The sequence below is a fragment of the Amycolatopsis sp. NPDC102389 genome (assembly GCF_044765885.1).
Lineage (GTDB): Bacteria > Actinomycetota > Actinomycetes > Mycobacteriales > Pseudonocardiaceae > Amycolatopsis.
On record NZ_JBIWKX010000065.1, the window covers coordinates 16,959 to 43,495 of the forward strand.

The 26,537-nt window shown below is 69.7% G+C and carries 24 protein-coding genes; 16 read left to right on the top strand and 8 right to left on the bottom strand.

Annotated elements, in window-relative coordinates; genetic code table 11:
* Nucleotides 1-23 precede the first annotated feature (23 nt).
* From ACIRGA_RS34800 to ACIRGA_RS34825, 6 genes are read left to right on the top strand one after another with little or no spacing between them, the layout of a single operon-like run.
* On the top strand, nucleotides 24-1,412 hold the full coding sequence (locus ACIRGA_RS34800; RefSeq protein ID WP_400949545.1) for an MFS transporter: 1,389 nt from the start codon (nucleotides 24-26) through the stop codon (nucleotides 1,410-1,412).
* Complete coding sequence (locus tag ACIRGA_RS34805; protein ID WP_400949547.1) at nucleotides 1,409-2,275, top strand: FAD binding domain-containing protein; 867 nt, start codon at nucleotides 1,409-1,411, stop codon at nucleotides 2,273-2,275. The genes ACIRGA_RS34800 and ACIRGA_RS34805 overlap by 4 nt, the downstream gene beginning before the upstream one ends.
* Entirely contained in the window at nucleotides 2,272-4,677 is a 2,406-nt protein-coding gene (locus tag ACIRGA_RS34810; RefSeq protein ID WP_400949549.1) for a xanthine dehydrogenase family protein molybdopterin-binding subunit, read from the top strand. Before ACIRGA_RS34805 ends, ACIRGA_RS34810 begins: the two co-directional genes overlap by 4 nt.
* Nucleotides 4,674-5,174 carry a (2Fe-2S)-binding protein gene (locus ACIRGA_RS34815; protein ID WP_400949552.1) on the top strand — a complete coding sequence of 167 codons (501 nt, stop codon included), beginning with the start codon at nucleotides 4,674-4,676 and terminating at the stop codon, nucleotides 5,172-5,174. Before ACIRGA_RS34810 ends, ACIRGA_RS34815 begins: the two co-directional genes overlap by 4 nt.
* Entirely contained in the window at nucleotides 5,171-5,812 is a 642-nt protein-coding gene (locus ACIRGA_RS34820) for an SRPBCC family protein (RefSeq protein ID WP_400949554.1), read from the top strand. The genes ACIRGA_RS34815 and ACIRGA_RS34820 overlap by 4 nt, the downstream gene beginning before the upstream one ends.
* Entirely contained in the window at nucleotides 5,799-7,271 is a 1,473-nt protein-coding gene (locus ACIRGA_RS34825) for an isochorismatase family protein (protein ID WP_400949556.1), read from the top strand. Before ACIRGA_RS34820 ends, ACIRGA_RS34825 begins: the two co-directional genes overlap by 14 nt.
* 223 nt (nucleotides 7,272-7,494) lie before the next feature.
* Here ACIRGA_RS34825 and ACIRGA_RS34830 read toward each other — a convergent pair whose 3' ends face one another.
* The 4 genes from ACIRGA_RS34830 to ACIRGA_RS34845 all read right to left on the bottom strand — a co-directional run bounded on the left by ACIRGA_RS34830 (nucleotide 7,495) and on the right by ACIRGA_RS34845 (nucleotide 11,907).
* Nucleotides 7,495-8,583: a cytochrome P450 gene (locus ACIRGA_RS34830; protein ID WP_400949559.1), complete on the bottom strand. Its 1,089-nt coding sequence runs from the start codon at nucleotides 8,581-8,583 to the stop codon at nucleotides 7,495-7,497.
* Between the two features lie 11 nt (nucleotides 8,584-8,594).
* The gene (locus ACIRGA_RS34835; RefSeq protein ID WP_400949561.1) at nucleotides 8,595-9,116 is read right to left on the bottom strand and encodes a MarR family winged helix-turn-helix transcriptional regulator; all 522 of its coding nucleotides are present in this window, start codon (nucleotides 9,114-9,116) and stop codon (nucleotides 8,595-8,597) included.
* 87 nt (nucleotides 9,117-9,203) lie between these two features.
* Complete coding sequence (locus ACIRGA_RS34840) at nucleotides 9,204-11,003, bottom strand: WD40 repeat domain-containing serine/threonine protein kinase (protein ID WP_400949563.1); 1,800 nt, start codon at nucleotides 11,001-11,003, stop codon at nucleotides 9,204-9,206.
* Nucleotides 11,004-11,118: 115 nt separating this feature from the next.
* Entirely contained in the window at nucleotides 11,119-11,907 is a 789-nt protein-coding gene (locus ACIRGA_RS34845; protein ID WP_400949566.1) for a helix-turn-helix domain-containing protein, read from the bottom strand.
* A 221-nt stretch (nucleotides 11,908-12,128) separates the two neighbouring features.
* On the opposite strand from ACIRGA_RS34845, the gene ACIRGA_RS34850 reads away from it, so the two are divergent.
* Nucleotides 12,129-12,392: a hypothetical protein gene (locus ACIRGA_RS34850; protein ID WP_400949568.1), complete on the top strand. Its 264-nt coding sequence runs from the start codon at nucleotides 12,129-12,131 to the stop codon at nucleotides 12,390-12,392.
* 104 nt (nucleotides 12,393-12,496) lie between these two features.
* Here the strand turns inward: ACIRGA_RS34850 and eno are convergent, their stop codons facing one another.
* Entirely contained in the window at nucleotides 12,497-13,780 is a 1,284-nt protein-coding gene (gene eno / locus ACIRGA_RS34855; protein ID WP_400949571.1) for a phosphopyruvate hydratase, read from the bottom strand.
* Nucleotides 13,781-14,007: 227 nt separating this feature from the next.
* On the opposite strand from eno, the gene ACIRGA_RS34860 reads away from it, so the two are divergent.
* Genes ACIRGA_RS34860 through ACIRGA_RS34870 form a run of 3 tightly spaced genes read left to right on the top strand, consistent with a single transcriptional unit; the run spans nucleotide 14,008 to nucleotide 16,033 of the window.
* Nucleotides 14,008-14,712 carry an ABC transporter ATP-binding protein gene (locus ACIRGA_RS34860; protein WP_400949573.1) on the top strand — a complete coding sequence of 235 codons (705 nt, stop codon included), beginning with the start codon at nucleotides 14,008-14,010 and terminating at the stop codon, nucleotides 14,710-14,712.
* On the top strand, nucleotides 14,709-15,431 hold the full coding sequence (locus tag ACIRGA_RS34865; protein WP_400949576.1) for an ABC transporter permease: 723 nt from the start codon (nucleotides 14,709-14,711) through the stop codon (nucleotides 15,429-15,431). Before ACIRGA_RS34860 ends, ACIRGA_RS34865 begins: the two co-directional genes overlap by 4 nt.
* Nucleotides 15,428-16,033: a hypothetical protein gene (locus ACIRGA_RS34870; protein ID WP_400949578.1), complete on the top strand. Its 606-nt coding sequence runs from the start codon at nucleotides 15,428-15,430 to the stop codon at nucleotides 16,031-16,033. The genes ACIRGA_RS34865 and ACIRGA_RS34870 overlap by 4 nt, the downstream gene beginning before the upstream one ends.
* On the opposite strand, the gene ACIRGA_RS34875 is transcribed toward ACIRGA_RS34870, so the two are convergent.
* From ACIRGA_RS34875 to ACIRGA_RS34885, 3 genes are read right to left on the bottom strand one after another with little or no spacing between them, the layout of a single operon-like run.
* Entirely contained in the window at nucleotides 16,008-16,697 is a 690-nt protein-coding gene (locus ACIRGA_RS34875; protein ID WP_400949580.1) for a response regulator, read from the bottom strand. The genes ACIRGA_RS34870 and ACIRGA_RS34875 overlap by 26 nt on opposite strands.
* A complete protein-coding gene (locus tag ACIRGA_RS34880) occupies nucleotides 16,694-17,554 on the bottom strand; it encodes a sensor histidine kinase (RefSeq protein WP_400949582.1) in 861 nt (286 codons plus the stop codon). The genes ACIRGA_RS34875 and ACIRGA_RS34880 overlap by 4 nt, the downstream gene beginning before the upstream one ends.
* A gap of 25 nt (nucleotides 17,555-17,579) precedes the next feature.
* Nucleotides 17,580-18,356 (bottom strand): TSUP family transporter, encoded by a 777-nt coding sequence (locus ACIRGA_RS34885; RefSeq protein ID WP_400949584.1) that lies wholly within the window; start codon nucleotides 18,354-18,356, stop codon nucleotides 17,580-17,582.
* A gap of 112 nt (nucleotides 18,357-18,468) precedes the next feature.
* On the opposite strand from ACIRGA_RS34885, the gene ald reads away from it, so the two are divergent.
* The 6 genes from ald to ACIRGA_RS34915 all read left to right on the top strand — a co-directional run bounded on the left by ald (nucleotide 18,469) and on the right by ACIRGA_RS34915 (nucleotide 26,230).
* Nucleotides 18,469-19,584, top strand: a complete 1,116-nt coding sequence (ald, locus tag ACIRGA_RS34890) for an alanine dehydrogenase (RefSeq protein ID WP_400949586.1) — start codon at nucleotides 18,469-18,471, stop codon at nucleotides 19,582-19,584.
* Nucleotides 19,585-19,649: 65 nt separating this feature from the next.
* Entirely contained in the window at nucleotides 19,650-21,113 is a 1,464-nt protein-coding gene (locus ACIRGA_RS34895; protein WP_400949588.1) for a PLP-dependent aminotransferase family protein, read from the top strand.
* Between the two features lie 112 nt (nucleotides 21,114-21,225).
* Nucleotides 21,226-22,887 carry an amidohydrolase gene (locus tag ACIRGA_RS34900; RefSeq protein ID WP_400949591.1) on the top strand — a complete coding sequence of 554 codons (1,662 nt, stop codon included), beginning with the start codon at nucleotides 21,226-21,228 and terminating at the stop codon, nucleotides 22,885-22,887.
* The gene (locus ACIRGA_RS34905) at nucleotides 22,884-23,096 is read left to right on the top strand and encodes a DUF3311 domain-containing protein (protein WP_378371123.1); all 213 of its coding nucleotides are present in this window, start codon (nucleotides 22,884-22,886) and stop codon (nucleotides 23,094-23,096) included. The genes ACIRGA_RS34900 and ACIRGA_RS34905 overlap by 4 nt, the downstream gene beginning before the upstream one ends.
* Complete coding sequence (locus tag ACIRGA_RS34910) at nucleotides 23,096-24,538, top strand: sodium:solute symporter (RefSeq protein WP_400949594.1); 1,443 nt, start codon at nucleotides 23,096-23,098, stop codon at nucleotides 24,536-24,538. The genes ACIRGA_RS34905 and ACIRGA_RS34910 overlap by 1 nt, the downstream gene beginning before the upstream one ends.
* 441 nt (nucleotides 24,539-24,979) lie before the next feature.
* Nucleotides 24,980-26,230 carry an IS4 family transposase gene (locus ACIRGA_RS34915; RefSeq protein ID WP_400949597.1) on the top strand — a complete coding sequence of 417 codons (1,251 nt, stop codon included), beginning with the start codon at nucleotides 24,980-24,982 and terminating at the stop codon, nucleotides 26,228-26,230.
* The last annotated feature ends 307 nt before the right edge of the window (nucleotides 26,231-26,537 follow it).

Below are 26,537 nucleotides of genomic sequence, written 5' to 3' on the forward strand. Positions count from 1 at the left end.
CGGCAATCGCAACGGAGTGGTTCATGCGTACTGGTGATCAGATCGTCCAGGACCTGCCCTGGCGTTGGAGCGTGCAGGGAAAGATCTTCCTCATCGGCGGGCTGGGCTACATGTTCGATGCCTGGGACGTCGCGCTGAACGGATTCCTCACCCCGCTCGTCGGGACGGAATTCGGCTTGTCCGCCGGCGGGAAGGGGCTGGTGGCCACCGCGAACCTGATCGGCATGGCCGTCGGCGCGGTCGTCTGGGGCACGATCGCGGACCGGATCGGCCGGAAGCGGGCGTTCAGTGTCACGCTGCTGCTGTTCGCGCTGTTCTCCGTGCTCGGCGCGCTCGCGCCGAACGTGGAGACGTTCCTGGCCCTGCGTTTCCTGGCGGGTATCGGGCTCGGCGGCTGTATCCCGGTCGACTACGCGATCGTCAGCGAGTTCTCCCCGCGCAAGCATCGCGGCCGGGTCCTGTCCGCGATGGACGGCTGGTGGCCGATCGGGACCACACTGGCCGCCGTCACCGCGACGCTGCTGCTCCCGGTCCAGGGCAACTGGCGCTGGATGCTGGTCTTGATGATCCTGCCCGCGCTGCTGCTGTTCTGGGTGCGGCGCGGTGTCCCGGAATCGCCGCTGTACCTGGTGCGCAAGGGCCGCGAGGTGGAGGCGCGGGCCGTGATCGACGACCTCGTGCGGCGCACAGGGGCGACGCCGGAGCCTTACTCGGTCCCGCCCGCGGTGGTCGAGGACACCCGCGGCGGCGCGATCGCGGCCGCGTTCGATCAGCTGCGCCGGGTGTGGGCGTTCAACCCGCGGATCACGGCCGTCGCGTGGGCGCTGTTCATCAGCGTCATGCTGGTCTACTACGCCGCGCTCAGCTGGATGCCGTCCATCCTGCGGGCGCAGGGATTCGGCGAGATCGCGGCCTTCGCCTCGACCGCGCTCATGAACGCGACCGGCATCGTCGGTGTCGCGGTGGCCGTGCTCCTGGTCGACAAGGTCGGCCGCAAACGGATCATCATGATCGCCGGCCCGCTCACCGCGCTGTCGCTCGTGGTGTTCTCCCTGCTGCTCGAAACGCCTGCCGCGGCGGTCGTGGCGATCGGCGCGTTCGGCCTGTTCGCGCTGGTGGTCATCCCGGTGATGTACGCCTACGTCTCCGAGCTCTACCCGACGGAGCTCCGGGCCTCGGGTTTCGGCTGGGCGTCGTCGTCGAGCCGGGCGATCACCGGCTTCGCGCCCTTGCTGTTCGGCAGCGTGCTGTGGCCGGTGCTCGGATTGCCGCTCACCTTCACCGTGCTGGGTGTGCTCGTGGTGGCCGCGGTCGTGTTCATGGCGACGGGCGCGCCGGAGACCCGCGGCCGCGAACTCGACCGGATCGTCGACCCGGTCGAGGCACCCGCCGAGACCAGGACGGCTCTGTGAAACCCGCCGCGTTCCGGTACCACCGGGCCCACGACGTCACCGACGCCGTCGGCCTGCTCGGCGAACTCGCCGCGGCGGGCGAGGAGCCGAAACTCATCGCCGGCGGCCAGAGCCTGATGCCGATGATGAACTTCCGGCTCGCCCGCCCGACGGCACTGGTGGATCTGGGCCCGCTGAGCTGGGACCCGGCGTTGAACTCCTTCCGGCGTAACGGTTCCAGCCTCACGATCGGCGCGCTGGTCACCCATCGGACGGTCGAGGTCACCGACCTGGGACCGGATTTCGCCGTGCTTTCCCGGGCGATGCGCTGGGTCGGGCACCTGCCGATCCGCTCCCGCGGCACGGTGGCGGGCAGCATCGTCCACGGCGACGCGACCGCGGAATGGTGCCTGCTCGCCCTGCTGCTCGACGCGGTGATCGTCGCGGAGGGTCCGCGCGGCCCCAGGGAGATCCCGGCCGCGGAGATGTTCCACGGCTTCTACACCACGGCCGTCGAACCGGACGAGGTCGTGACGGCGGTGCGCTTCACCCGTCCGTCGCCCCGGGCCGCGCTGACCGAATTCGCCCGCCGTCACGGCGATTTCGCGATCGTCGACGCCGCCGTGAGCATCGACGCGGAGCACGGGGGCCGGGTCGTGCTCGGCGGCGTCGCACCGGCGCCCGTGCGGGTGCCCGAGGCCGAGGCGCTCCTCGACGGCGGTGTCCCCGGCCCGGAGCTGTTCGCCGCGTGCGGGGCGGCCGCGGCGGCGGCCATCGACCCACCCGACGACGCGGCGGGCAGCGCGGCCTACCGCCGGCGGCTGGCGCGAACGCTCGTCACCCAGGCGCTGCACGAGGCCTGGGAGAAAGGAGAAACGCGATGACCGCACGGTTCGACGGGCGCCACGGCCGCTGGGTCGGGGCGTCGGTTCCCCGGCGCGAGGATCCTCGCCTGCTCACCGGCCGCGGCCGGTTCGTCGACGACATCCAGCTGCCCGGAATGCTGCACGCGGCCTTCGTCCGTTCGACGGTCGCGCACGGCAAGCTCGCCGGGATCGATCTGTCGGCCAGTTTGGCGGTCGAAGGCGTCGTCGCCGCTTACACGGCGGCTGACCTGAACCTGGGTGACATCGTCGCCCTGCTCGACCGTCCGCCCGAGGAGTTCTCGCCGACCGCGATGCCGATCCTCGCCAGGGAGAAGGTGCGGTTCACCGGCGAGCCGGTGGCGCTGGTCGTCGCCCGCGATCCGTACAGCGCCGAGGACGGCGTCGAGGCCGCGGTGGTGGACTACGAGCCACTCGGCGCGGTCGTGTCGGAGGAGTCGGCGTTCGCCGAGGGCGCGCCACTCGTGCACGACGAGGCGCCGGGCAACGTGCTGGTCGACGTCTCGATGTTCGACACACCCGGTGTCGACGCTGCGTTCGAGGCCGCCAGCGCGGGCGGCGGCCGGGTGGTCGAGGTCGTCACGAAGAGCGGACGGCAGAACGCGCTCCCGCTCGAAACCCGGGGAGTGGTCGCGTCCTGGGACGACCACGACGACCAGTTGCTCGTCCAGATGTGCACTCAGGTGCCGCATCAGGTGCGCACGGCGATGGCCCGTTCGCTGCGGGTCCCCGAACGCACCGTGCGGGTCACCGTGCCGGACATGGGCGGGGGTTTCGGCCAGAAATGCGTCGTCGGCCGCGAGGAGATCGCGGTCGCGGCGGCGGCCCGGAGGCTGAACCGGCCGGTGAAGTGGATCGAAGACCGGCGCGAGGCGCTCACGGCGGGATTCCTTGCCAGGGAACAGCGTTACCGCACGCTGGCGGCGTTCGACGAGGACGGGCGGATCACCGCGCTGGACGTCGACGTCGTCTGTGACATGGGCGCCTACTCCTGCTACCCGTTCACGGCGGGGATCGAGCCGCTGATGGCGTCGGCCGAGATGCCGAGCGTGTACCAGGTGCCCGAGTACCGCGTCCGTGCCCGCGCCATCGCGAGCAACAAAGCGCCGACGGCGCCCTATCGCGGGGTCAGCCGTCCCCAGTACGTGATGGCGATCGAGCGGATCATGGAACGCGCGGCCAGGGAACTCGGCCTCGATCCGGTCGAGATCCGGCGGCGCAACGTGATCACGCAATTCCCGTACACCGGCGTCAACGCCATCACCTACGACCCCGGCACCTACCGCGAATCGCTCGAACTCGCGGAGGCGGCGCTCCGGGACGAGGGGTGGTACGAGATCCGGGACCGCGCCGCCGCCGAGGGAAGGCATATCGGCATCGGCTACTGCTGTTTCTCCGAACGGACCGGATACGGCTCCGGCGCCTTCGCCAAACGGAAGATGGCCGTGGTCCCCGGGTTCGACATCTCCGAGATCCGGATGGACACCACCGGCTCCGTCGTGGTCACCAGCGGCACCATGAACCACGGCCAGTCCCACGAGACGACGCTGGCGCAGATCGTGGCCGATCGGCTCGGCCTGCACCTCGACCAGGTCAAGCTGCGCCAGGGCGATACCGAGCGGATCGCCTACGGCTGGGGGACTTTCGCGTCCCGCTCGGTGACGATCGGTGGCTCGGCGGTGTCCCTCGCGGCCGGGAAACTCGGCGAACTGCTGTGCAAGATCGCCGCGCACCTGCTCGAAACGAGCCCCGACAACGTCCGCCTCGACGGTGACGGCGGCGTCGTCCAGATCGACGCCCCGGAGCGGCGCGCGTCGTTCGAGGAGATCGCCGACGTGGCCTACCTGCGCAGCCACCTGCTGCCCAAGGACGTCGAACCGACATTGACGGCCACGGCGAGCTTCGACGTGCCCGGCGACGGCACGTTCTCCAACGCCACGCACGCCGTGGTCGTCGAAGCCGACCCGGGCACCGGCCAGATCAGGATCCTGCGCTACGCGTGCGTGGAGGACTGCGGGGTGGTGATCCATCCGCAGGTCGTCGACGGCCAGTGCCGCGGCGGGATCGCACAGGGCATCGCCGGGGCGCTGTTCGAGGAGGTCACCTACGCGGGAAACGGGGAACCGTCGGCCGCCAGCTTCATCGACTACCTGGTCCCGACCGCGACGGAGATCCCCGACATCACCGTCACCCATCTCGAAACCCCTTGCACCTTCACGGAAAACGGGGCGAAGGGGGCGGGGGAGGGCGGCACCATCGGCGCGCCCGCCGCGGTGCTGAACGCGATCAACGACGCGCTGCGCCATACGGGAGTCGAACTCGACGTGACACCGGTGCATCCGCAGACCGTGCTCGCCGCGCTCGACGCGGGGGTCCACAAGGAAATGAGCGTTCCATCATGAGCGACCGGCACCTGATCGCCCTGAACGTCAACGGCGAGACGCACGAGGCTCTCGTCGAGCCGCGCAAGACCCTGCTCGACGTGCTGCGGCACGACCTCGGGCTCACCGGCACCCACGTCGGCTGCGAGCACGGGGTGTGCGGCGCCTGCACCGTCCTCGTCGACGGCGAACCGGTGCGGGCGTGCCTGATGTTCGCCGTCCAGGCGGAGACGGCCGAGATCCGCACGGTCGAATCGCTGGGGCGCGACGGCGAACTTTCCGACCTGCAGCGGTCTTTCAGCGAGCACCACGGCCTGCAGTGCGGGTTCTGCACCCCCGGATTCCTCATGCTGGCCGAAGGATTCCTCGCCCAGCGGCCGGACGCGGGCCGTGAGGAGATCCGCGAGGCCGTCTCGGCGAACCTGTGCCGCTGCACCGGTTACCAGACGATCGTGGACGCGATCGAGGCGACCGCGGCCCGCCGATGCCACGCCCAGGAGAAGGAGACGACAGCGTGATCCTGGAAAACCAGCTGTCCGTACCGGCCGGACCCGACGAGGTCTTCGCCTTGATCAACGACGTCGAACGGGTGGCGGGCTGCCTGCCGGGCGCGACCCTCGACGGACGGCAGGACGACGCCTATCTCGGCCGCGTGAAGGTCAAGGTCGGCCCGATCACCGCCGCCTATTCGGGCACAGTGCGCTTCACCGACGTCACCGCCGCCGACCGCAGCCTGCGGCTGGTGGCCAGGGGAGCGGACGCCCACGGCAACGGCGACGCCGAGGCCGACGTGACGCTGACCGTGCGCGAGGCACCCGGCGGCGCCACCATCGAGCTGCGCACCGATCTGTCGATCCGCGGCAAACTCGCCCAATTCGGCAAGGGCGCGATCGGCGCCGTCTCCACCCGGCTGCTCGACCAGTTCGCCCGCAATCTCGCGGACCAGTTGAAAGGCGGGCCCGTCCCGGCTCCGAGCGGTGCTCCCGCCGTGGCGCCGGAGGCCGTCGACGGGCTCGCCATGGTGCTTCCCGAGGGCGTCAAGCGCTACGGCGTGATCGCGGCCGCCGCGGCGCTCGGGCTGTTCCAAGGCTGGCTGCTGGGCCGGATCCGTACCCAGGACAAACTGATCAAGGAGTTGCAGCGTGCCCGTCGATGAACGCCTCGACAGCGTGTACGACCGAGCCGGTTTCGGCGCGAGCGTGCCCCGCGGATCGCGCCCGGCCCTGGTCGTGGTCGACCTGACCCGCGGGTTCACCGAACCCGGTTTCCCGTCCGGGGCCGACCTCACCGCCGAGGTGACCGCGACCGCCGCCCTCGTCGCCGAGGCGCGGCGACGGGACGTGCCGGTGATCTACACCGCGATCTCCTACACACCAGCGGAAGCGGACGGCGACGCCGTCGCGTGGCTCCGGAAAGCGCCCGGGATGCGGGCCCTGCGCGAAGGAAGCGAAGCGGTCGCGCTCGACCCGCGGCTCGAACAGCGCGAAGGTGACCATTTGATCCTGAAGAAGGGCGCCTCGGCGTTTCACGGGACCTCGCTGGCCGCGCTCCTCACGAGTCTGGGCACGGACACCGTCGTCGTTTGTGGCGCGACCACTTCGGGATGCGTGCGCGCGACCGCCGTCGACGCCGTTCAGTCCGGCTTCGACACCCTTGTCGTCCGGGAAGCCTGCGGTGACCGCGCTGCCGGTCCCCACGATGCTGCTTTGTTCGACCTGCAAGCGAAATACGCGGACGTCGTCGGCCTCGACGACGCGCTGGCGTATCTCGCGGAGCCGGACGTCCGCACACTCGGTCAACCCGCTTTGGCCGATCTCGGCACAGTTCCCGCGACGAGCCGTTGGGTGACGTCGGGTTCGATCCGGCTGCACGTGCTCGACTACGGGCCGTCCGACGGCGTCCCGGTGATCGTGCTGCCGGGGATCACCAGCCCCGCGGTCACGATGGACTTCGTGGCACGGGAGCTGACCGACCTCGTGCGCCCGCTCGTGCTCGACGTCCGCGGTCGCGGACTGTCCGACGACGCCGCGGAGTACGACCTGGCGAGCTACGCCGCCGACGTCGACGCGGTCGTGGACGGCCTCGGCCTGCGTGATCCGATCCTGCTCGGGCACTCCATGGGCGCGCGGATCGCCGCGCGTTCAGCCACCACCGGCCGTCGGTTTCGCGGCGCCGTCCTGGTCGATCCTCCGTTGAGCGGCCCCGGGCGGGCGCCTTACCCGACCACCCTCGACGCCTTCCTCGGGCAACTCGCCCAGGCCCGCCGGGGCACCGACGCCGACGAGGTCGCCCGATCGTGGCCACGATGGCCGCGCCGGGAACAGGAATTGCGCGCCCGCTGGCTGTCTTCGTGCTCCCGCGACGCGATCGTCGCCACCCACGCCGGTTTCGAATCCGAGGACTTCTTCGACGACTGGCCGAAGGTGCCCGCTCCGGTCTCCTTCCTTTACGGCGGCGCGAGTCCGGTCGTCACGGCCGCCGGCGCGGCCGAGGCCGCCGAGCGCAATCCGTCGGCCGAGCTCGTCGAGATCCCGGGCGCCGGGCACATGGTCTTCTGGGACGAACCCGAGGCTGCTCTCGCCGCACTGCGGGAGGCGCTCCGGAAACTGCTGTGAGCCGCGGTGGGGGGGGGGGGGGGGGGGGGGGGGGGGGGGGGCGCCCCCCCCCGCCCCCCCCCCCCCCCCCCCCCCCCCCCCCCCCACCAGCGCACGACCAGGGCCGAAGGCTCCCATCACCGCATCAGACGCGACGAAGGGAGCCTTCACCCCGCCGCCGACCCCGCTCACATGCACGCGCCGTCCCGCCAATCACGCGAAACCGCCGGCGGGGTGCAGGTGATCACCAGTCGATCGGCACCGCGACCGGACCTCGGAGCGTCAGGAACATCCGCCGCCAGGCGACTTCTTCGAACGGCACCGCGAGGCGCAGTCTTGGAGCGGCGGACAGCAGCGCGGCGAGACCGGTCCGCAGTTGCAGCCGGGCCAGTGCCGCGCCGAGGCAGTGGTGCGGCCCGTGGCCGAAGGTGAGATGTCCTTGCGTGCGAAGGGGATCGATCAGCGCTGGTTCGGGAAACCGCCGGGGGTCGTGATTGCCCGCGCGCAGGGAAGCGAGGACGAACTCGCCCGCGCGGATCGGTATCCCGCCGATGTCGGCGTCTTCGAGCGCCACCCGGCCCTGGTCGGCGGCCGAACCTTGGTCCTGGCGAAGGAATTCCTCGATCAGCGCGGGATCGCGGGGCAGTTCGGGTTCGGCCGCCAGCCGTAGCACGATCTGGGCCAAGGCGTTCGCGGGCGGGACATATCCGCCGAGAAGGATCGCGAAGGCGAGTTGGGTGACCTCGTCCGGCCGCAGTGCGTCGCCGTCGTCCCGGGCCTGGAGCAGACCGGACAGCAGATCCTCGCCGGGCGCGCGGCGCTTCGCCTCGACGAGTTCCGCGAGGTAGTCACCCAGTTTCCGGGAGGCCTCGGTCATCTCGTCGTAGCTCGGCGCGGTGAACACCGCGAGCATGCCGTCCGCCCAGCTCCGCAGTGCGTCGCGCGCCGACGGCGGGACGCCGAGGAGTTCGTTCAGCACCGAGAGGGCGAACGGGATCGCGTACCCGTCAAGGACTTCCGCGGGCGGCCCCTGCGTGATCAGTTTCGTGGCCAGGTCTTCCGCGAGCGCCTCCGCGCGAGGCCGCAGGAGCTCCACCCGGCGCGGGGTGAGTGCCTTGCCCGCGATGCGCCTGAGCCGCGCGTGTTCGGGGCCGTTCATGGTGAAGAGCAGCGCGTCGGTGCCGGCCTCGGGAACCCCGGGCAGCCAGACACGGAATCGCGGATCGGCAAGCAGGGCGCGGATGTCGTCGTAGCGGGTGACGAGCCAGGCGTCCTCACCGGTCTCGAGACGCACGCGGCTGACGGGCTCGGTCGCCGAGCACGGGTAGTCCATGTGGTTCCCCCTTATTTCTTCGGTTTACCGGCCACTTCCTCGGCCAGTGAGTGCAGCGGCATCAGCGCCGCGGAATCCCCGCCCACCTTGAGGGCGCGGGCGGTGAGCAGGCGGTACAGCTCGTCCGCCGCCTGGACCAAGCGCGCCGCGCGGTCCGCGGCCGAATCCTCGTCCGGATCGAGCTCGGTGAGCGCCGCCGCGAGGACCTGCTCGGCGTCCCGTTGCTGGCGTCGCGCGACCGCCGTGACCAGGCCCTCGACCGGGGTGACCAGGGTGCGACGGCGGTCGGCCGGATCCGGCTGCGTGCGCAGTGCGCCTCGCTCACGCAATTTGGCGACGGCGGCGGAGACATGGCTCTGCGCGAACCCGGTGCGCGCGGTCAGCTCGCTGATCGACAGACCCGGCGCTTCGACGACCACCGAGATCAGCACGAGGTAAATCTCCGGGACCTCGGGATCGGCGTCGTCGCGCATACCCCGGGACGCGAGCTCCATCAGGTGCTTGCCGAGCAGGTACAGCTCACCGGCTTTCATATCGGAAACGATACATCGAAAACGATGTAACTTGCCAGCGGAGGGACCCGATCCGTACTCGAGGATCGAATCAGCGCGTCGGCCGGCCTAGGGGAGTGGGGTGCTGCTCCACAAACGGATGGTCTTGTCGTGGCTGCCGGTGGCGAGCAGGCTCCCGTCGGGGCTGAACGCCATCGCCTTCACCGGACGGGTGTGTCCCTTGAGGGGTTCACCGAGCGGTCGACCGGTCGCCGGATCCCACCAGAACCGGACGCTTGTGTCTTCACCGCCGGTGGCGAGCAGGCCGCTGACGGGATCGAACGCCACTGCCGTCACCGGACCGGTGTGACCACTGAGGGGATGGCTGACGGGTTGCCCGGCTGCCGGATTCCACCACAGGCGGACGAGTCCGTCGTCACTTCCGCTGGCCAGGAGCCGTCCGTCCGACCTGAACGCCACGGCCTGCACCGCACCGAGATGAGCGGTCAGGGGATGGTCGGCGGGTTGTCCGGTTTCGGGATTCCACAATCGGACGGTCTTGTCTTCGCTGGCGCTGGCGAGCAGACGTCCGTCGGGGCTGAATGCCAGCGCCAGCACCGAGCCGGTGTGTCCGGTGAGTGGCCCGCCGACCGGTTGCCCGGTTGCCGGGTCCCACAGTCGGATGGTCCTGTCGCCGCCGGTGGCGAGCAGACGTCCGTCGGGCCTGAAGGCCACCACGCGCACCCAGGGGCCTAGGTGTTCCGTGAGGGGTTCACCGACTGCTTGTCCGGTCGCCGGATTCCACAATCGGACGGTCTTGTCCGCGCTGCCGCTGGCGAGCAGACGTCCGTCAGGGCTGAACGCCACCGCCAGCACTTGCTTGGTGTGGCCGACGAGCGGCCGGCCGATGGGTTGCCCGGTCGCCGGGTTCCACAACTGCACGGTTTTGTCGCCCCCGCCACTGGCCAACAGCTTTCCGTCGGGACTGAACGCGACCGTTTCCACTCCGGGGTGCAGCCAGTTCCCGGGGCCAGTGCAGATCCTCACACAGCGGCGAACGGGTGCCTTTCCCGGTGTCGGCTCGGTGATCGTCTGGTGCGTCATGAGATGGCGAGTCTGCTCCGGCGGTTTCGGCAGGTGCCCCACCAGAGCGAGTGCTTCGCTGGTCGTCGGGCGTTGTGACGGGTCTTTGTCCAACAGCCCGGTGATCAGCGTGGTGAGCGCGCCGGCATGCTCAGGTTTGGGGGCCGGTTCGAAAAGGACCGCGGTCATCGAAGCCGCAGCGGTATCGCGGTGGAAGGGTGAGCGGCCCTCGACGGCCGCGTACAGAGTGGCGCCGAGGGAGAACAAGTCGCTGGTGGTGCCCCGATCACCGGTACCGTTCAGTCGCTCGGGAGCGGTGTATTCGATGGTGCCGATGACCATTCCCGTGGCGGTCAGCGCGGTGTCGGTCCGGTGGATGGCGATACCGAAATCGGTGAGCAGGGCTCCTTCGTCGCCGGCGAACAGCACGTTGGCCGGCTTCACATCGCGATGCGCGATCCCGGCTCGCTCGGCCGCGCTCAGCGCCCGCAGCAAATCCGCGGCCACCTGCCGGACCTTGTCGACAGGCAGCCGTCCGTCGGTGCCGATGCGCTCTTCCAGCGAGGCACCCTCGACGAGGCGCATCACGATCCAGGGCAAGTCGCCCTCCACCAGCACGTCGTGCACGGCGACGATGTTCGGGTGATCCCGCAAGCGGGCGGCGTTGCGGGCTTCACGCGTCGCGCGCTTGAGCCGCGCGGTTCGTTCGGTTTCGGCCGCGGCGTCGGGCAGCCAGATCTCCTTGACCGCCACGTCCACTTCCAACGTTTCGTCCCGCGCCCGCCAGACCCGCCCGAATCCGCCGGACCCCAGTTCCGCCAGAAGCCGGTAACGACCGCCGACCACCCGACCAGGCTCCGCCCTCCGCATCATGATCACAGAATGTAGACGTTGCTACACGCTGGCAAGGCGCTAGCAGGAACCTGCCTCGCGGCATGCACCGAGCGCTTTGCGGAGGTCCTTAGATCGTCACCGTCGGTGAGCCGGCGGAGATCTCGCGAGGGTGGTCCAGATCGGTGATGTTCCAGCGGCGCTCGTGCTCGGCGGGCTTGGAAAGCGGCCGGTAGGGAAGCGTGGCGATCAGGGTGGCGCCGTCGTCCGCCAAGCGGAGGGCGGACGGCGGGAACTCGGTGGTGACAGCGGCCGCGCGGCGAGGAGCGGCGATGTCCTGGGTATCCCAAAGGCGGATGACGCCGTCGCCTTCGGTGACGGCGGCCCGCCGTCCGTCGGCACTGCTGACTCGAAGGTCGCCCCGGACGTGCGTGGCCGTGCGCTGAGCGGACATCGGATCCGGCTCGGTGGTCGCGGGGACTCTTTGCCCGAACGCCGCGGTATTGATCACGGCCAGGACGGCGAGGCAGGCGGCCACGGCGAGGATCACGGCGTGCCGGATCGTCCGGGCGGGGACAGTGGGCGGGAACTGCGCGGTGCCGATGCCGTCGTCGCCGGTGGGTGCCGGCGGTTCTGGAGGCGCCGCGGTGACATCGGCCCGGGCGCGGGCATCGTGCCAGTGCTGTTCCCATGTGTCGGGGTCGGCGCCACAGGCGGCGGCGAAGGCGCGAGTGACCGGCAGAGTCGGTAGCTGTTTCCCGGCCGCCGCGGCGGCGAGGGTGCTGGCCGAGTAGTGCGCGTGCGTCGCCAGCCACCGGTAGGGCGGAGTGCCCGCCTCCTGGCGTAGCCGCCGTAGCGCCGCCGCGAACTCGCAGACAACACCGCCGTCGCTTTCCAGTGGCCGCTCCGGCCTCGGCATGGCCCCACCCCTCGAATCCGTTTCCCGGATCGATGATCGCACCGTTCGAAAGCCGCGACCAGCCCGCCGCTGGTTTCTTCCGTCGCCGGACAACCTTACGTCGCAGGTAGCCGACGTGATTGTCCGGCTTTTGTCCGTCTCGGCCGAGCGCGGCCTTTCAGGGCAGCCGGAATTACTACTGTCGAAGGCACACCACCTCGGCGAGACGAAGGGGGAGTTCCATGATCACGAGAAGGTTCGGTGCGCTGATCGCCGCCGGTGCGGCGGCACTCGCGATCGCACCGGTCGCGAGTGCGTCCACCGCGGAAGTTCTTGTCGGTGCCTGGCACGGCCCGTACCCGAACATCGGCGAGTGCCAGTACTGGACCAACGAGGAAGTGAAGCTGGGCCACCCGCCGATGGTGCCCTGCGGGTATTACGCGTCCGACCCCGGCACCGGCCAACACGCCGGAAGCGGGTTCTATTACCGGAGCAGCTATTACTGAGGATGGACGTCCAGAGAACCAGGGCTCGGGGAGGGGCTTTGGCCGATCTGGTCAACGCGGGTGCCGGTTCCGCCTCGGGCGGAGCCGGCACCCGGCTGCGTTTGTCAGCGGCGGCCGCTGAGGGTGGTGGAGCCGGCGTAGCGGGCCTCCGCGCCGAGTTCCTCTTCGATGCGGATGAGCTGGTTGTACTTGGCCGTGCGGTCGGAGCGCGACAGCGAGCCGGTCTTGATCTGACCGCAGTTGGTGGCGACGGCGAGGTCGGCGATGGTGGTGTCCTCGGTTTCGCCGGAGCGGTGCGACATCACCACGGAGTAGCCCGCCTTGTGCGCGGTCTCGACCGTGGTGAGGGTTTCGGTGAGCGTCCCGATCTGGTTGACCTTGACCAGGATCGAGTTCCCGATGCCACGCTCGATACCGTCGTTGAGCAGGTTCACGTTGGTGCAGAAGACATCGTCGCCGACGAGCTGGACGCGGTCGCCGATGGTGTCGGTGAGTTGCTTCCAGCCGGCGAAATCGTCCTGGGCGACACCGTCCTCAATGGACACGATGGGGTAGCGCGAGGTCAGGTCGGCGAGGTAGGCGACGTGCTCCTCGACGCTGCGCTTGCGCCCCTCACCGGTGTAGTCGTAGACGCCGTCGGAGTAGAACTCGGACGCGGCGGGATCGAGCAGCAGGGCGATGTCCTCGCCGGGGGTGTACCCGGACTTCTCGATCGCGCGCAGCACGAACTCGAGTGCTTCGTCGGCGGAGCTGAGGTTCGGCGCGAAGCCGCCTTCGTCGCCGACGTTGGTGCCGTGCCCGGCTTCACGCAGTGACGCGCGCAGGGTGTGGAACACTTCCGAGCCCATCCGGACGGCGTCGGCGAAGGTCTCCGCGCCGAGCGGGCCGATCATGAACTCCTGGAAGTCGATCGGGTTGTCCGCGTGCGCTCCGCCGTTGATGATGTTCATCATCGGCATCGGGAGCAGATGCGCGAACACACCACCGACGTAGCGGTACAACGGGAGTCGCTTCGCGGCCGCGGCGGCCTTCGCGACGGCCAGCGAGACGCCGAGGGTGGCGTTGGCGCCGAGCCGGGCCTTGTTCGCGGTGCCGTCCAGCGCGATCAGCGCGCGGTCGACCTCGGCCTGCGCTTCGGCGTCGAGCCCGACGACGGCCTCGGCGATCTCGGTGTTGACGGCGTCGACGGCCTTGCGGACGCCCTTGCCGTGAAAACGGGTCTTGTCGCCATCGCGCAGTTCGACGGCTTCCTTGGTACCGGTGGAGGCGCCCGACGGCACGGCGGCCCGTCCGAGCGAGCCGTCCGCGAGTTCGACGTCGACCTCGACGGTCGGGTTTCCCCGGCTGTCGAGGATCTGACGGCCGTGGACGCGGATGATCGCGGTCATGTGCACTCCTGACTGGTCGCGCCGCCCCCGGTGAGCAGCAGGACATCCGCGAGGCTAGCAGAATCCGACTGAATCGATACCGTGCTCTGACCTGGTGATTCGGTGAGGACATAGGACCCAGGGCCCAGAGAGACCGGCCAGGATCGGCCCTCGGTCCGACGCGCGCGGCTGCACCGCTGGGATGGACTGGCGAGCGACGTGATCGTGCTCGACGGGAAGAAGACCTGATGCTCAAGTTCGACCGGCTCACCAAGCGACGAGGATCGGCGACGATCCTTTCCGACGTCAGTTTCGAAGCGCGCCCGGGCCGGGTGACCGGCTTCCTCGGGCCCAACGGCGCCGGGAAGTCGTCGACCTTGCGGATCCTGCTCGGATTGGACCGGCCGACGTCGGGAACCGCGCTGGTCGACGGCGCTCCGTTCGCCGAGTTGCGGGATCCCCTGCGCAAAGTCGGTGCCGTACTCGACGGTTCGGGGGCGCATCGCTCGCGCACCGGCCGGGCGCATCTGAACTGGGTCGCCGCGGCGGGCGGCATCCCGCGCGGCAGGGTGGACGAGGTCCTGGCGGAGGTCGGATTGTCCACGGCCGCGCGCAAACGCGTCCGCGGCTACTCGCTGGGGATGGGCCGGCGGCTGGCCCTGGCGGCGGCGCTGCTCGGCGACCCCGAGGTGCTGGTGCTCGACGAACCGGTCAACGGCCTCGATCCGGAAGGCATCCGCTGGATCCGCGGTTTCCTCCGGGAGCGGGCCGCGGCCGGGCGAACCGTGCTGCTGTCGAGCCATCTCATGGGAGAACTATCGGAGACGGTCGACGACGTCGTGGTCATCGACCGCGGCAGGATCGTCGCGCGGGGAACGCTCGCCGAAGTCGTCGGTGGGCACCGAAGTCTGGAGGACGCCTTCTTCGCGCTCACCACGGAGGCCGCGCGATGAGGGCCTATCGGGGAGAACTGCGCAAACTCGCTTCGTTGCCTTCGGTGTGGGCCGCGGTCGCGGTCGGCGTACTGCTCCCGGCCGCCTTCACGTTCCTCAACGCGAAGGCCGCGGCCCGGCGCGGCGGCAACGTGGACCTCGGCTTCCAGGAACTCGCGTTCGGCGTGGTGGGCGCGATCATCCTCGGTGTCGTCGCGGTGAGCAGTGAATACACCACGGAAGGGGAGAACGCCGGTGGCGGACGCCAGATCACCACGAGTCTCACGGTGGTGCCGTCCCGGTGGCGGTCGCTGATCGCGAAGCTGGCCGCGGTGAGCACCGTGGTCGCTGGCCTGGCGGCGGTTTCCTCGACCATCAACCTCACGACCGTCGAAGCACTGGGAGCCGGTGCGAGCGATTTCGGGCGCCTGCCCGGAGTCGTCCTTTACTGGGTGCTGACCGCCTTGCTCGCGTCCGGCCTGACCTTGTTGACGCGTAACGGAATCCTGCCGCTCACCGTGCTCATCCTGAACACGTCGGTGGTCACGGTGACTTACCTGCTCTCGAAACTCACGCCGCTGGCCGCGTTCTTCCCCGACCTGGCCGGGTTCCGCCTGTTCATCAAGCGAGTGGATCTGCCCGTCCAGCTCTCGCCGGTCACCGGTGGCCTGGTGATGACGGCCTGGGTCGCGGCGCTGCTCGCAGCGGGCTTCCTGGTCTTCCGCGGGAGGGACGCGTGACGGGCGGCCGGGCGATCCGGGCCGAGATCCTCAAACTGCTCAGCCTGCCGGCGACGTATTTCACCCTGCTGGGCACGTTCGCCGTTTCAGTGGTCTTCGCGATCGCGTTTTCGCGACAAGGCATCGCGCCCGTCGGCTACACCCAAGCCGGGTTCATCGTCCTCGGCGTCATCGCCGTGACGTCGGAGTACAGCGGCGGCCAGATCCACCGGACCCTGACCGCCATGCCACGCCGGATCGCCCAGCATCTGGCCAAAATGGCCGCTCTCCTGATCGTCGCCCTTCCGGCGGCCGCCCTGACCGCGCTGGCCGGTGGACCTTGGTCCGACGCGGTGGGAGCGAGTGCCTATCTCGCGCTCACCGCGATCCTTGCCGCAGCGGTCGCCACGGTCCTGCGGTGGAGTGTTCCGGCGGTGGCCGGACTGCTCGGGTACTACTTCATCGCGGGCCCGCTGCTGCGGGATCGAGCCACGTTCGCGGCCTACCTGCCGGACGCCGCGAGCCACGACTTGCGTTCGCTGAACGGCTCGGCCGTCGTGCTGGGCTGGGTGCTCGTCGCGGTGGTGATCTCCGCGGCTACGTTCCACCGGCGGGACGCTTGACGCGCGGAACCACCAGTCCCAGGTCGTACGCCGTGATCACCAGCTGAGCGCGGTCGCGGGCGGAAAGCTTGCTCAGCAGCCTGCTGATGTGCGTCTTCACCGTCTTGACGGAGATGGTCAGCGTCTCGGCGATCTCGGTGTTGGACAGCCCGCGGCCGACGAACGTGAGGATCTCGAGTTCACGCTGGGTCAGCCCGGTCGCCGGGCGCGGGCCCTGGTGCGGTGCCGTGACGTAGTGCTCGATCAGCCGCGTGAGGATGGCGGGCGCGAACAGGGATTCCCCGGCGTGCGTCCGGCGGACGGCGGCGATGAGCTCGTCCGGTTCGGTGTCCTTGAGCAGGAAACCGCTCGCTCCCGCGCGGAGCGCGCCGTAGACGTACTCGTCCAGTTCGAACATGCTCAGCACGAGAATCCTGGTGCCGGCCAGGTCGGGGCGGGCGCTGATCTCCTTGGTGGCCGCGATCCCGTCCTGGCCGGGCATGCGGATGTCCATCAGCACGACGTCCGGGCGCAGCCGCCGCGCCAGTTCGACCGCTCGCGTCCCGTCCTCGGCCTGTCCGACGACGACCATGTCCGGCGAGGCGCCGATGATGATCGCCAGGCTGTGCCGCAGCAGCCGCTGGTCGTCGGCGAGCAGGAGCCGGATCGGGGGCTGTTCGGTCACCGGTGGGCTCCGTCCGGTAGTCGTGCGGTGAGCCGGAATCCGCTGCCGGCCGGAGACGCGTGGAGTTCGCCGCCGAGCATCTCGGCACGTTCTCGAAGTCCCGCGAGGCCGTGGCCGGCACCGCGAGCGGGTAGCCGGGCATCTCGCGGCCCGTCGTCCTCGACGGTCACGACGATCGTGCCGCCATCGCGCCGGACATCGACGCGGGCGATCGTCGGCCCGGCGTACCGCGCGGTGTTCGCGACGGCTTCGCGGACGATTTCGCAGATTGTCGCTTGTACGCCAGGGGAAACGTCCCCGAGTTCGCCGACGTTCAGTCGCGGCTCGAGGTCCAGCGGGCGGACGGCATCGACGATGGCGGGAAGATCCGACAGGTTCAGCACGGGCCGCAACGGCGCGCCGCGTTCGTCAGGGTCGCGAAGCACAGCAAGCATGCGCCGGAGTTCGGTGACTGCGTCCCGGCTCGCCTGCTCGATGTCGACGAGCGCCTGTTCGCGCTCCGCTTCCCGGACGTCTCCTTGGATCCGCCTCGCCGCGCCGGCCCGCAGCGTGATCACGCCGAGGCCGTGGGAAACGATGTCGTGGAGTTCCCGGGCGATCCGGAGCCGCTCATGGTGCGTGGCGTGCTCGGCGGCCCAGCCGGTGAGCCGTGCCTCGTAGTCGAGCCGCAGCTTGCGGGCGCGGACCAGCGTCCACGTCGTCACGCCGATGGCCGTGGCCACGACGAGGATCGGCACGACGACCGCGCCGGGCCCGTTCGCGCCGACGGCCAGCAGCACGACCACGGCCACGACCAGCACCGCGGAGGCGACCAGCCACGCCCGTGATCGCCATTCGGGGCGGTCCGGTGCTGTCATCACCGGCCATCGTATTACCGGCGGGTCAGGCGGCGTGCCCCAATGTCAGCGCGCCACCCGCCGCCGAAAGCAGGAGAACGGACCAGCGGACGGCGCGTTCGCCGACGCGGCGGCTCAGCGCTCGCCCCAGCAGATCACCGGCGAGGGCGGCGATCGCGACCGCGAGGAGCACGCTCACCGGCGCCTCCACCCAGCCGAGACTGGGCAGCGCGACCAGGCCGAGGAGGAAGAAGTAGATCGACAGCGTCCCGCGTGTCTCGTCCGCGCCCCAGCCGGCGCTCGCCCCGTACACCGCCACGGCGGGACCGGAGAGCCCGGCGACGGAGTTCATCGCCGCGCTCAGCACGCCCGCACCGACGGCGCCCGTCCTGCCCGCCAGCCGTCTGCTGGTGATGCCGCTCGCCAGCACGCCGACGGCGAGGACACAGCAGCCGCCCGCCGCGAGCAGCAGCGGACGTTCGGGAACGTCGCGGACCACGAGGGCGACGAGCGGGGTGAAGACCACCGCGGGCACCGTCAGCCACGCGACCTGTGCCCACCTGATCGCCCGCCAATGGGTGATCGCGACCGCGAGATAGACCGGGAAGCCGAGCAGCAGCGTGAGGCGGACGGCGTCGAGCGGGCCCAGCGCCAGCGCGAGGAACGGTACGCACAGCAGGGAAAGCCCCATCCCGGACAGGCGCTGGGCGACGACCCCGGCCGCCGCCGCCAGCGAGGTCATGGCCAGGGTTCCCACGAGTCCATTGTGGAGCGGGCGCGGGAACGCCGGTAGCCGTCGTTCGGCGAGGACGTCATAGCCCATCGCTATGAGCGGCGAACTGGACCCGTCGAACGCGCGGGTTCTGGCACTTCTGGCCGTTCCAGCCGTGCCGCACGCTCAGCGTCATTGCCTTTGGAACAGACGGGAGCGTGAGATGAAGATCGGTGTCCCTCGTGAAGTCAAGAACCACGAGTACCGGGTCGCGGTGACGCCTGCGGGCGTGCACGAGTTCACTTCGGCCGGGCATGAGGTGTTCGTCGAGCGCGGAGCCGGGGAAGGTTCGTCTCTGCGCGACGAGGACTACGCCGCCGCCGGGGCGAAGGTGCTCGACAGCGCGGACGACGTCTGGGCGACCGGAGACCTCGTGCTCAAGGTCAAGGAGCCGATCGCCGAGGAGTACCACCGCCTGCGGCGCGATCAGCTGCTGTTCACCTACCTGCACCTGGCCGCGAGCGAGCCGTGCACGCGGGCGCTGCTGGACGCGGGCACGACGTCGGTGGCGTACGAGACCGTGCAGCTGCCGAACGGTTCGCTGCCCCTGCTGTTCCCGATGAGCGAGGTCGCCGGACGGCTGGCCCCGCAGGTCGGCGCGCAGACGCTCATGCGCGCCAACGGCGGACGTGGCGTGCTCATCGGCGGCGTCTCCGGGGTGGCCCCGGCGCGGGTGGTCGTACTCGGCGCCGGCGTGGCGGGCATGAACGCGGTCGCCGGCGCGGCCGGGACTTGGGCCGATGTCGTCCTGTTCGACAAGAACGTCGACAAGCTCCGTGCCGCCGACCGGATGTACCAGGGGCGGATCCGCACCGCCGCGGCCAACGCGTACTCGATCGAAGAAGCCGTGCTCGAAGCCGACCTCGTGATCGGCGCGGTGCTCGTGCCCGGTGCCAAGGCGCCGAGCCTGGTGTCGAACGAGCTCGTGTCCCGCATGAAGCCGGGCAGCGTGCTCGTCGACATCTCCGTCGACCAGGGCGGTTGCTTCGAGGACACGCGGCCGACGACGCACGCGGAGCCGACGTTCGCCGTGCACAACTCGGTGTTCTACTGCGTCGCCAACATGCCCGGCGCCGTTCCGCACACCTCGACGTACGCGCTGACGAACGTCACGCTGCCCTACGCGCTGGAGCTGGCGAACAACGGTGTGTCCGGCGCCGTCGCGCGGTGCCCGGAGCTGCGCGGCGGGGTCAGCACGGTGGACGGGCGGCTGACGTCGGCGCCGGTCGGCGAGGCACTCGGAATCGGCTCCGTTCCGCTCGACGACGTGCTCGGCTAGGTGGTGTCGGCCGGGATCTGGGTTTAGGTTCAGATCCCGGCCCTGACGCCGAGAGGGAGGTGCCGTTGCCGCGAACGTTGATCGAAATCGACCGGACGTCCGCCGAGCCGCTCTACCGGCAGGTGCGGCGCGCGATCGAGCACGGCATCGCGATCGGCACCTTCGACCCGGCGCACCGGCTGCCGAGCTCGCGTGAGCTGGCCGCCGAACTGAGCGTTTCCCGCAACACCATCAACCTCGCCTACCAGGAGCTGGTCGCCGAGGGCTTCGTGGAGAGCCGGGAACGCAGCGGGCTGTTCATCAACGCGGAGATGCGGCCGCATTGCGCGGTGCAGGAGCGCGGCACCAGCCCGGCCATCGACTGGAGCGCGCGGGTGCGCCGGTATCCCGACGCCGGGGTGCCGCATATCGAGAAACGCCCGGACTGGCACACCTATCCGTATCCGTTCCTCGCCGGTCAGGTGGACGTCACCGCCTTCCCGGCGCGGTCGTGGACCCGCTGCCTGCGTGACGCGCTGTACCGGCCGCACGTGTTCCCGAGCCTGCAGGACAGCGTCGGCTCCGACGATCCGATGCTGGTCGACCTGATCTGCCGTCAGCTGCTCACCGCGCGAGGGATCGAGGCCGATCCGTCCGAGGTGCTGATCACCGTCGGCTCGCAGCAGGGGCTCGACCTGCTCGGCCGCGCGCTGCTCGGGCCGGACAGCATCGTGGCGATGGAGAACCCGGGGTACCTCGACGCCCGGCACATCTTCCTGCGCACCGGCGCCGGCCTGCGCGGCGTCGACGTCGACCAGAGCGGCCTGCGCCCGCCGGAGACACTCGGCGGCGTCGACCTGCTCTATCTCACCCCGAGCCATCATCACCCGACGAACGCGACCTTGAGCATCGGCCGCCGCCGCCGGCTGCTCAGCCTCGCCGCGAGTGCGGGCACGGTGCTCGTCGAGGACGACTACGACAGCGAATTCCGGTACCAAGGCAGCCCGACACCCGCGCTCAAGGCGCTCGACGGCACCGGCGACGCGATCTATCTCGGCACTTTCTCCAAGTTCCTCTCACCCGGTCTGCGGCTGGGATATCTGGTCGGGCCGCGCGAGCTGGTGAAGGAGCTGCGGGAGATCCGGCGGTACGTGCTGCGGCATCCGCCCGGTCACCTCCAGCGGGCGCTGGCGTTGCTGATCGACAGCGGCGAGTACCACCGTTCCCTGCGGCGGTACCGCACGAAGCTGATGCGGAAATGGGAGGCGACCTGTGCCGCGGTCACCGAGCACTTGCCGTGGCCGCAGACGGCGTACCCGCCGGGCGGGGTCAGCCTCTGGATGACCGCGCCGTCCGAACTGGACTGCCGTGCGCTGATGGAGCGCGCCGAGCGCGACGGTGTCCTGATCGAGCCCGGTGACATCTTCTTCGTCGGGGACGACCCGCCACGGAACCACTTCCGGATCGGCTTCGCGGCCGTCCCGTTGCGCGACATCGACCCCGGTATCCGGCTGCTCGGCCGGGCCTGCCGCGACCTCCTCGGCGGCTGAGCGCCCAACTGGTACCACCGCGCCGAAGCGTTCTGGACCTGTTCAGGCGGCCAGATGTGCCGCACTGTCTGGAGATCCCTCGTGAGCCAGGACACGTCGCCAGGAGGTCCGTGTGGTGGAGTTCGTTCGAGAAGATCCCCAGGATGCCGCCGATTTCGTCGCGATCGGGGGCACCGTCCTCACCTTGGACCCGGCGGGAAGACGGGTGCGCGCGCTGGCCGCGAACGGCGGGCGGATCACCGCGCTGGGATCCGAACGGGAGATCTCCAGGCTGATCGGCCCGGAGACCACCGTCCTCGACCTGGCCGAGCGCACGGTGATCCCCGGTTTCGTCGAATCCCACAACCATCCGGCGTTCTTCGGGATGACGCTGGCCGCGCCGGTCGACGCCGGCAGCCCGCCCAACGACACCATCGCGGACGTCGTCGGCCGGGTCGCCCAGGCGGCCAAGGAGCTCGGGCCAGGGGAGTGGATCCGGGGATTCCGGTACGACGACACGCTGCTCGCGGACGGCCGTCACCCGACGCGCGCGGACCTCGACCCGGTGTCCGGCCGCAATCCCGTGGTGCTGACCCATGTTTCCGGCCATTTCTGCACCGCGAACTCGCTCGCCCTGCGCGAGGTCGGGATCACCGCCGAGACCCCGGACCCGCCTGGCGGGCTCATCGTCCGCGACGCGCGGGGCGAGCCGACCGGGGTGCTCGTCGAGACTGCGGCCTTCCTCGTCACGTCCCGGCTGCCCGGTCAGAGCGCGGGCGAACTGGCTGAGGCGCTGCTCCTGGCGGACGAGGAGTACCTCGCCAACGGCGTGACCTCCGTGCACGACACCGGGATCGGGCTCATCGGCGGCGCGGCGGAACTGGAGGCGTACGCGCTGCTGCGGCGCGCCGGGAAACTGCGCGTCCGGGTGCGCGGCTACCTGTTCGACGGTCTCCTGCCCGGCCTCGACGAAGGCCACCCCGAGCCGCCGGAAGCCCGCGTGGACGACAAGTTCGCGATGACGGGCGTCAAGATCGTCGCCGACGGCTCGATCCAGGGCAAGACCGGCTGCCTCGCGGAGGGCTACACCTGCGATCCGGACGAGCACGGCATGATGCTGCTCGAACCCGCCGACCTCGGCCGCCGGATCGCCGCGCTCGACGCGGCGGGCTGGCAGGTCGCCGTGCACGGCAACGGCGACGCGGCGATCGACGCGATCATCGACGGCTACTCCCGGCTGGGCTCGCCACGGGGGACCGGCAGGCGGCACCGGATCGAGCACTGCCAGACGGTGCGCGAAGACCAGCTGGACCGGATGGCCGCACACGACGTCCTCGCGTCGTTCTTCGTCAAACACGTCTATTACTGGGGAGACCGGCATCGCGATGTCTTCCTCGGCCCCGAGCGGGCGCGCCGGATCAGCCCGCTGGTTTCGGCCCGCTCGCGCGGAATCCACTTCGGACTGCACTCGGACACCCCGGTGACCCCGGTGCCGCCGTTGGAAGGGATCTGGTGCGCGGTGCGCCGGATCACCAGGCAGGGCAAGGTACTCGGCCCCGAGCAGGCCGTGGACGTCGATGCCGCGTTGCGCGGCTACACGATCGACGCCGCCTACCTGGCGGGTGAGGAGGACGTCAAGGGCAGCCTGGAGATCGGGAAACTCGCCGATCTCGCGGTGCTGTCCGGCGATCCAACCACCGTCGACCTCGACCGGATCCGTGAGCTGACCGTGGAGGCCACCGTCAGCGGCGGCGAGGTCGTCTGGCGGCGCGAGACGACGGGAGCACGACGATGATCCGCAGCTGGCCGAGTGTCCTCATAGGACTTTTCGTCCCCGCTTTCGCCCTGTTGGCGGGAATCCTGGTGCTGTCCGGATCGACGGCGTCGGTACTCGGCATCCCGGCGCTGTTCTTCTGGGTGTTCTGCTGTTGCCCGTTGACCACGCTGTGCCTGTGGATCAGCTGGCGTTTCTTCGACCGCGCCCACTACCCGGAGGACGACTGATGCTGATCGCGATCGTGGCAGTGGTGATGGCGGGTTCGATCGGGCTCGCGGTGTGGGCCGGCCGGGCGACGCGTGGCGGCGGGATCTCCGAATTCCTCGTCGGCGGCCGGTCGTTCCCGGCGTGGCTGGTGTACTTCCTCGCGGTCGGCGAGGTGTACAGCATCGGGACGATGATCGGGTTCCCGAGCGGGATCTACGCGCACGGCGCGAGCTACGGGATCTGGTTCCTCGGCTACATCCTGCTCGCGTACTCGCTGGGCTATTTCCTGGCCCCGCTGGTGTGGCGGGCGGCGAAACGGTACGACGCGATGACCGTGCCCGACGTGTTCGGACGGCATTTCGGCAGCAGGCGGCTCGAGCTGATCACCTGCGTCACGATGCTGATCGCGCTGGTCCCGTGGGGGCAGTACCAGTTCATCGGACTCCAGGTGGTGCTGAGCAATCTGGGGCTGCGGCTGGACCCGGTGCAGTGCGTGGTGCTGGCGGGCATCGTGGCGTTCGTCTACATCGCCGTCTCGGGCGTGCGGTCGCCCGCGTTCGTTTCGATCCTCAAGGATCTGTTCATGCTGCTCGGTGTCGTGCTCGTCGGGGTGGCGGTCGTGATCGCCGCCGGCGGTACCGCGAAAGTCAGCGGACCCGAGGTGCTCAGCGCGGCGCAGACCACGATGGGCGGTTCGGAACTGACCTTCGCGATGACGACGATCCTGTTCCAGAGCATCGTGTTCTACCTCGGTTTCGGCGGCGCCTACGTGTTCCCGGCCCGTTCCGAACGCGCGGTGAAGAGCTCGACCGTGTGGATGCCGATGTACATGCTGATCTACCCGTTCCTGGTGCTGGCGGCGTACTACGGCGTGCGCGCGCATCCGGATCTGAAGAACCCGAACACGGTGTTCATGGTGACCGCCAAGGGTTTGCTGCCCGATTGGCTGCTGGGTCTCGTCGCCGCCGGCGCCGCGCTCTCCGGCGTGCTGGTGCTCGCCGCGACCGCACTCACCATCGGCGGCATGGTCTGCCGCAACATCGCGCCGAACGTCCCGGCCGCCGCGCAACGACGGTGGACGGTCGTCGCGGTGGCGAGTTTCCTGGTGCTGGCGGCGGTTTTGACCCTCGTCGCGTCGACGTTGATGCTCACGATCCTGAACCTGACCTACAACCTGCTGGCCCAAGTCGTCCCCGGCTGGCTCGCGATCCTCTTCGTGCGCCGGGTGCGGACGGCCGCGGTCGCGGCGGGGATGATCGCCGGGGTGCTCACCGCGATCACCCTGTACGTCACCGGCGCGACGTTCGGCGGATTCAACGCGGGTCTGGTGTCGCTCGGGATGAACCTGGCCGTGGTGGTGGTCTGGAGCCTGGTGAAACCGGATGTGGCGCGGACACCGGTGGCGCGGTCGGCCGAAACCGCCCCGGCCACCGAGGCGGTCCCCTCACTCAGCAGCCCGTGATGGGAGCCGTATCTCGCGTGTCTGGAGGCGAAACACGCGTGCTTGGAGGCGAAACTCTCGCACAGTGGGTCATTCGCCCGGAATCACGTGAAAGACGGCTCCAGACACGCGAGTGACGGCTTGATGGCCGGGGTCCTTTTGATGCGTATTTGTACGGTTTTCGGTGGGTCGTGAGCGGAGAGGATGGTTTTAACGAGGGGTAAGTCAAACGTGGCGTGGGCTCTCTCCGCTGACGTCCAAGCGCCGCCGAGTGTCCACAAGGGACAGTTTCCGACTGCACGGTGTCCGGTTCATGGCTATATGTACGATCCGGGCCGGAGTCGTGAGTGGCAATGAGGGTTAGAACCCAATGCCGCGTAGCTTAAGTTGATCTTGGTGGTGGGGTTGGGTTTCGGCGTGGCGGCGGGGTTGGTGTGGGTTGAGCTGTTCTGATCGTGGGTTATGAGCTCGGGTGTGGCGGCCGGTCCGGATCAGGTGTCGTTGGGTGTGCTGGTGGCGGCGGTGGACCGGGATGTGATCGATGCTGCTGTCGCTGGGTGCGGGGTGGGGGCGAAGCGGTCGGATGGGAAGTTGCCGCCGCATGTGGTGGCGTATCTGACGATGGCGCTGTGTCTGTTTCCCGATGATGATTATGAAGAGGTCGCGACCAAGGTCACGGGTTCGTTGTCGCGGTGGGGGTGCTGGGACGCGTCGTGGGCTGTTCCGACGGCGAGCGGGATCACCCAGGCCCGGAAACGGTTGGGGCCGAAGGTGATGAGTGAGGTGTTCGAGGGTGTGGCCGCGCCGGTGGCGACCTCGGACACCCGGGGTGCGTGGCTGCGTGGGTGGCGGTTGCTGGCGATCGACGGGTTCGAGGTCGATCTGCCCGACACTCCGGGCAATGCCGGGGAGTTCGGCTATGCCGGATCGGGCGGGAACCGGTCGGCGTTCCCGAAGGCGCGGGTGGTGGCTGTGGCCGAGTGCGGAACGCACGCCTTCCTCGCGGGCGAGGTCGGTGCCTATGCGGTCGGGGAGAACACCTTGGCGCAGCGGCTTTATCCGCGTCTGCGCCCGGACGAGTTGCTGACCGCCGACCGTGGCTTCTATAGCTGGGAGGCGTGGGACACCGCCGCCGCGACCGGCGCGGCACTGTTGTGGCGGGCACCTGCCCAGCTCGCCCTGCCGGTGGTCACGGTGCTGCCCGACGGAACCTATCTGACGGTCCTGATCAGCCCGAAGGTCCGCGGCGCCGGCCGCCGGCGGCAGATCCTCGCCGCCGCCGAGGCCGGGCAGGACATCCATCCCGACGAGGCGCATCTGGTGCGGGTCGTGGAATACGACATCCCGGACCGGGAGGGCAACGGCACCGGGGAATTGATCGTGCTGCTGTCGAGCATCACCGATCCCGCAGACGCGGCCGCCGACGAACTCGCCGCCGCCTACCACCAACGATGGGAACAGGAAACCGCGAACGACCAGCTCAAAACCCATCTCCGCGGCCCCGGGAAACTCCTGCGGTCCCGGCTGCCGGACCTGGTGCACCAGGAAATCTGGGCCTGGCTGACCGTCCACTACGCCCTGTCCGTCCTGATCGCCCGAGCAGCCGAGGCCGCCGACCTCGACCCCGACCGGATCAGCTACAGCCGAGTCCTGCGCATCACCCGCCGCACCGCCACCGGCACGGCGGGCTTTTCCCCCTCAGGACTGGACTGACGCCCTCCCCGCCATCCTGGCCGACATCACCCGCAAACCCCTTCCCCCACGACGGCACCGCACCTGCCCACGCGCCGTGAAACGCCTACGCCACAACGCATACCGCGCCAAACAACGCACCGAACCCGCCAGCACCCGCCACACCGACCCACCCACGATCAGACTACGCGGACTCACCCGCGCAGCCTGACCGATTTACGCTACGCGGCATTGGGTTATTGACACGTAAGGCAAATATGTCATGATCGTGGTGTGGCTTCGAAGGTGCGGGTGACGGACGCGCGGCGGCTTTCTCAGCGTTCGCAGG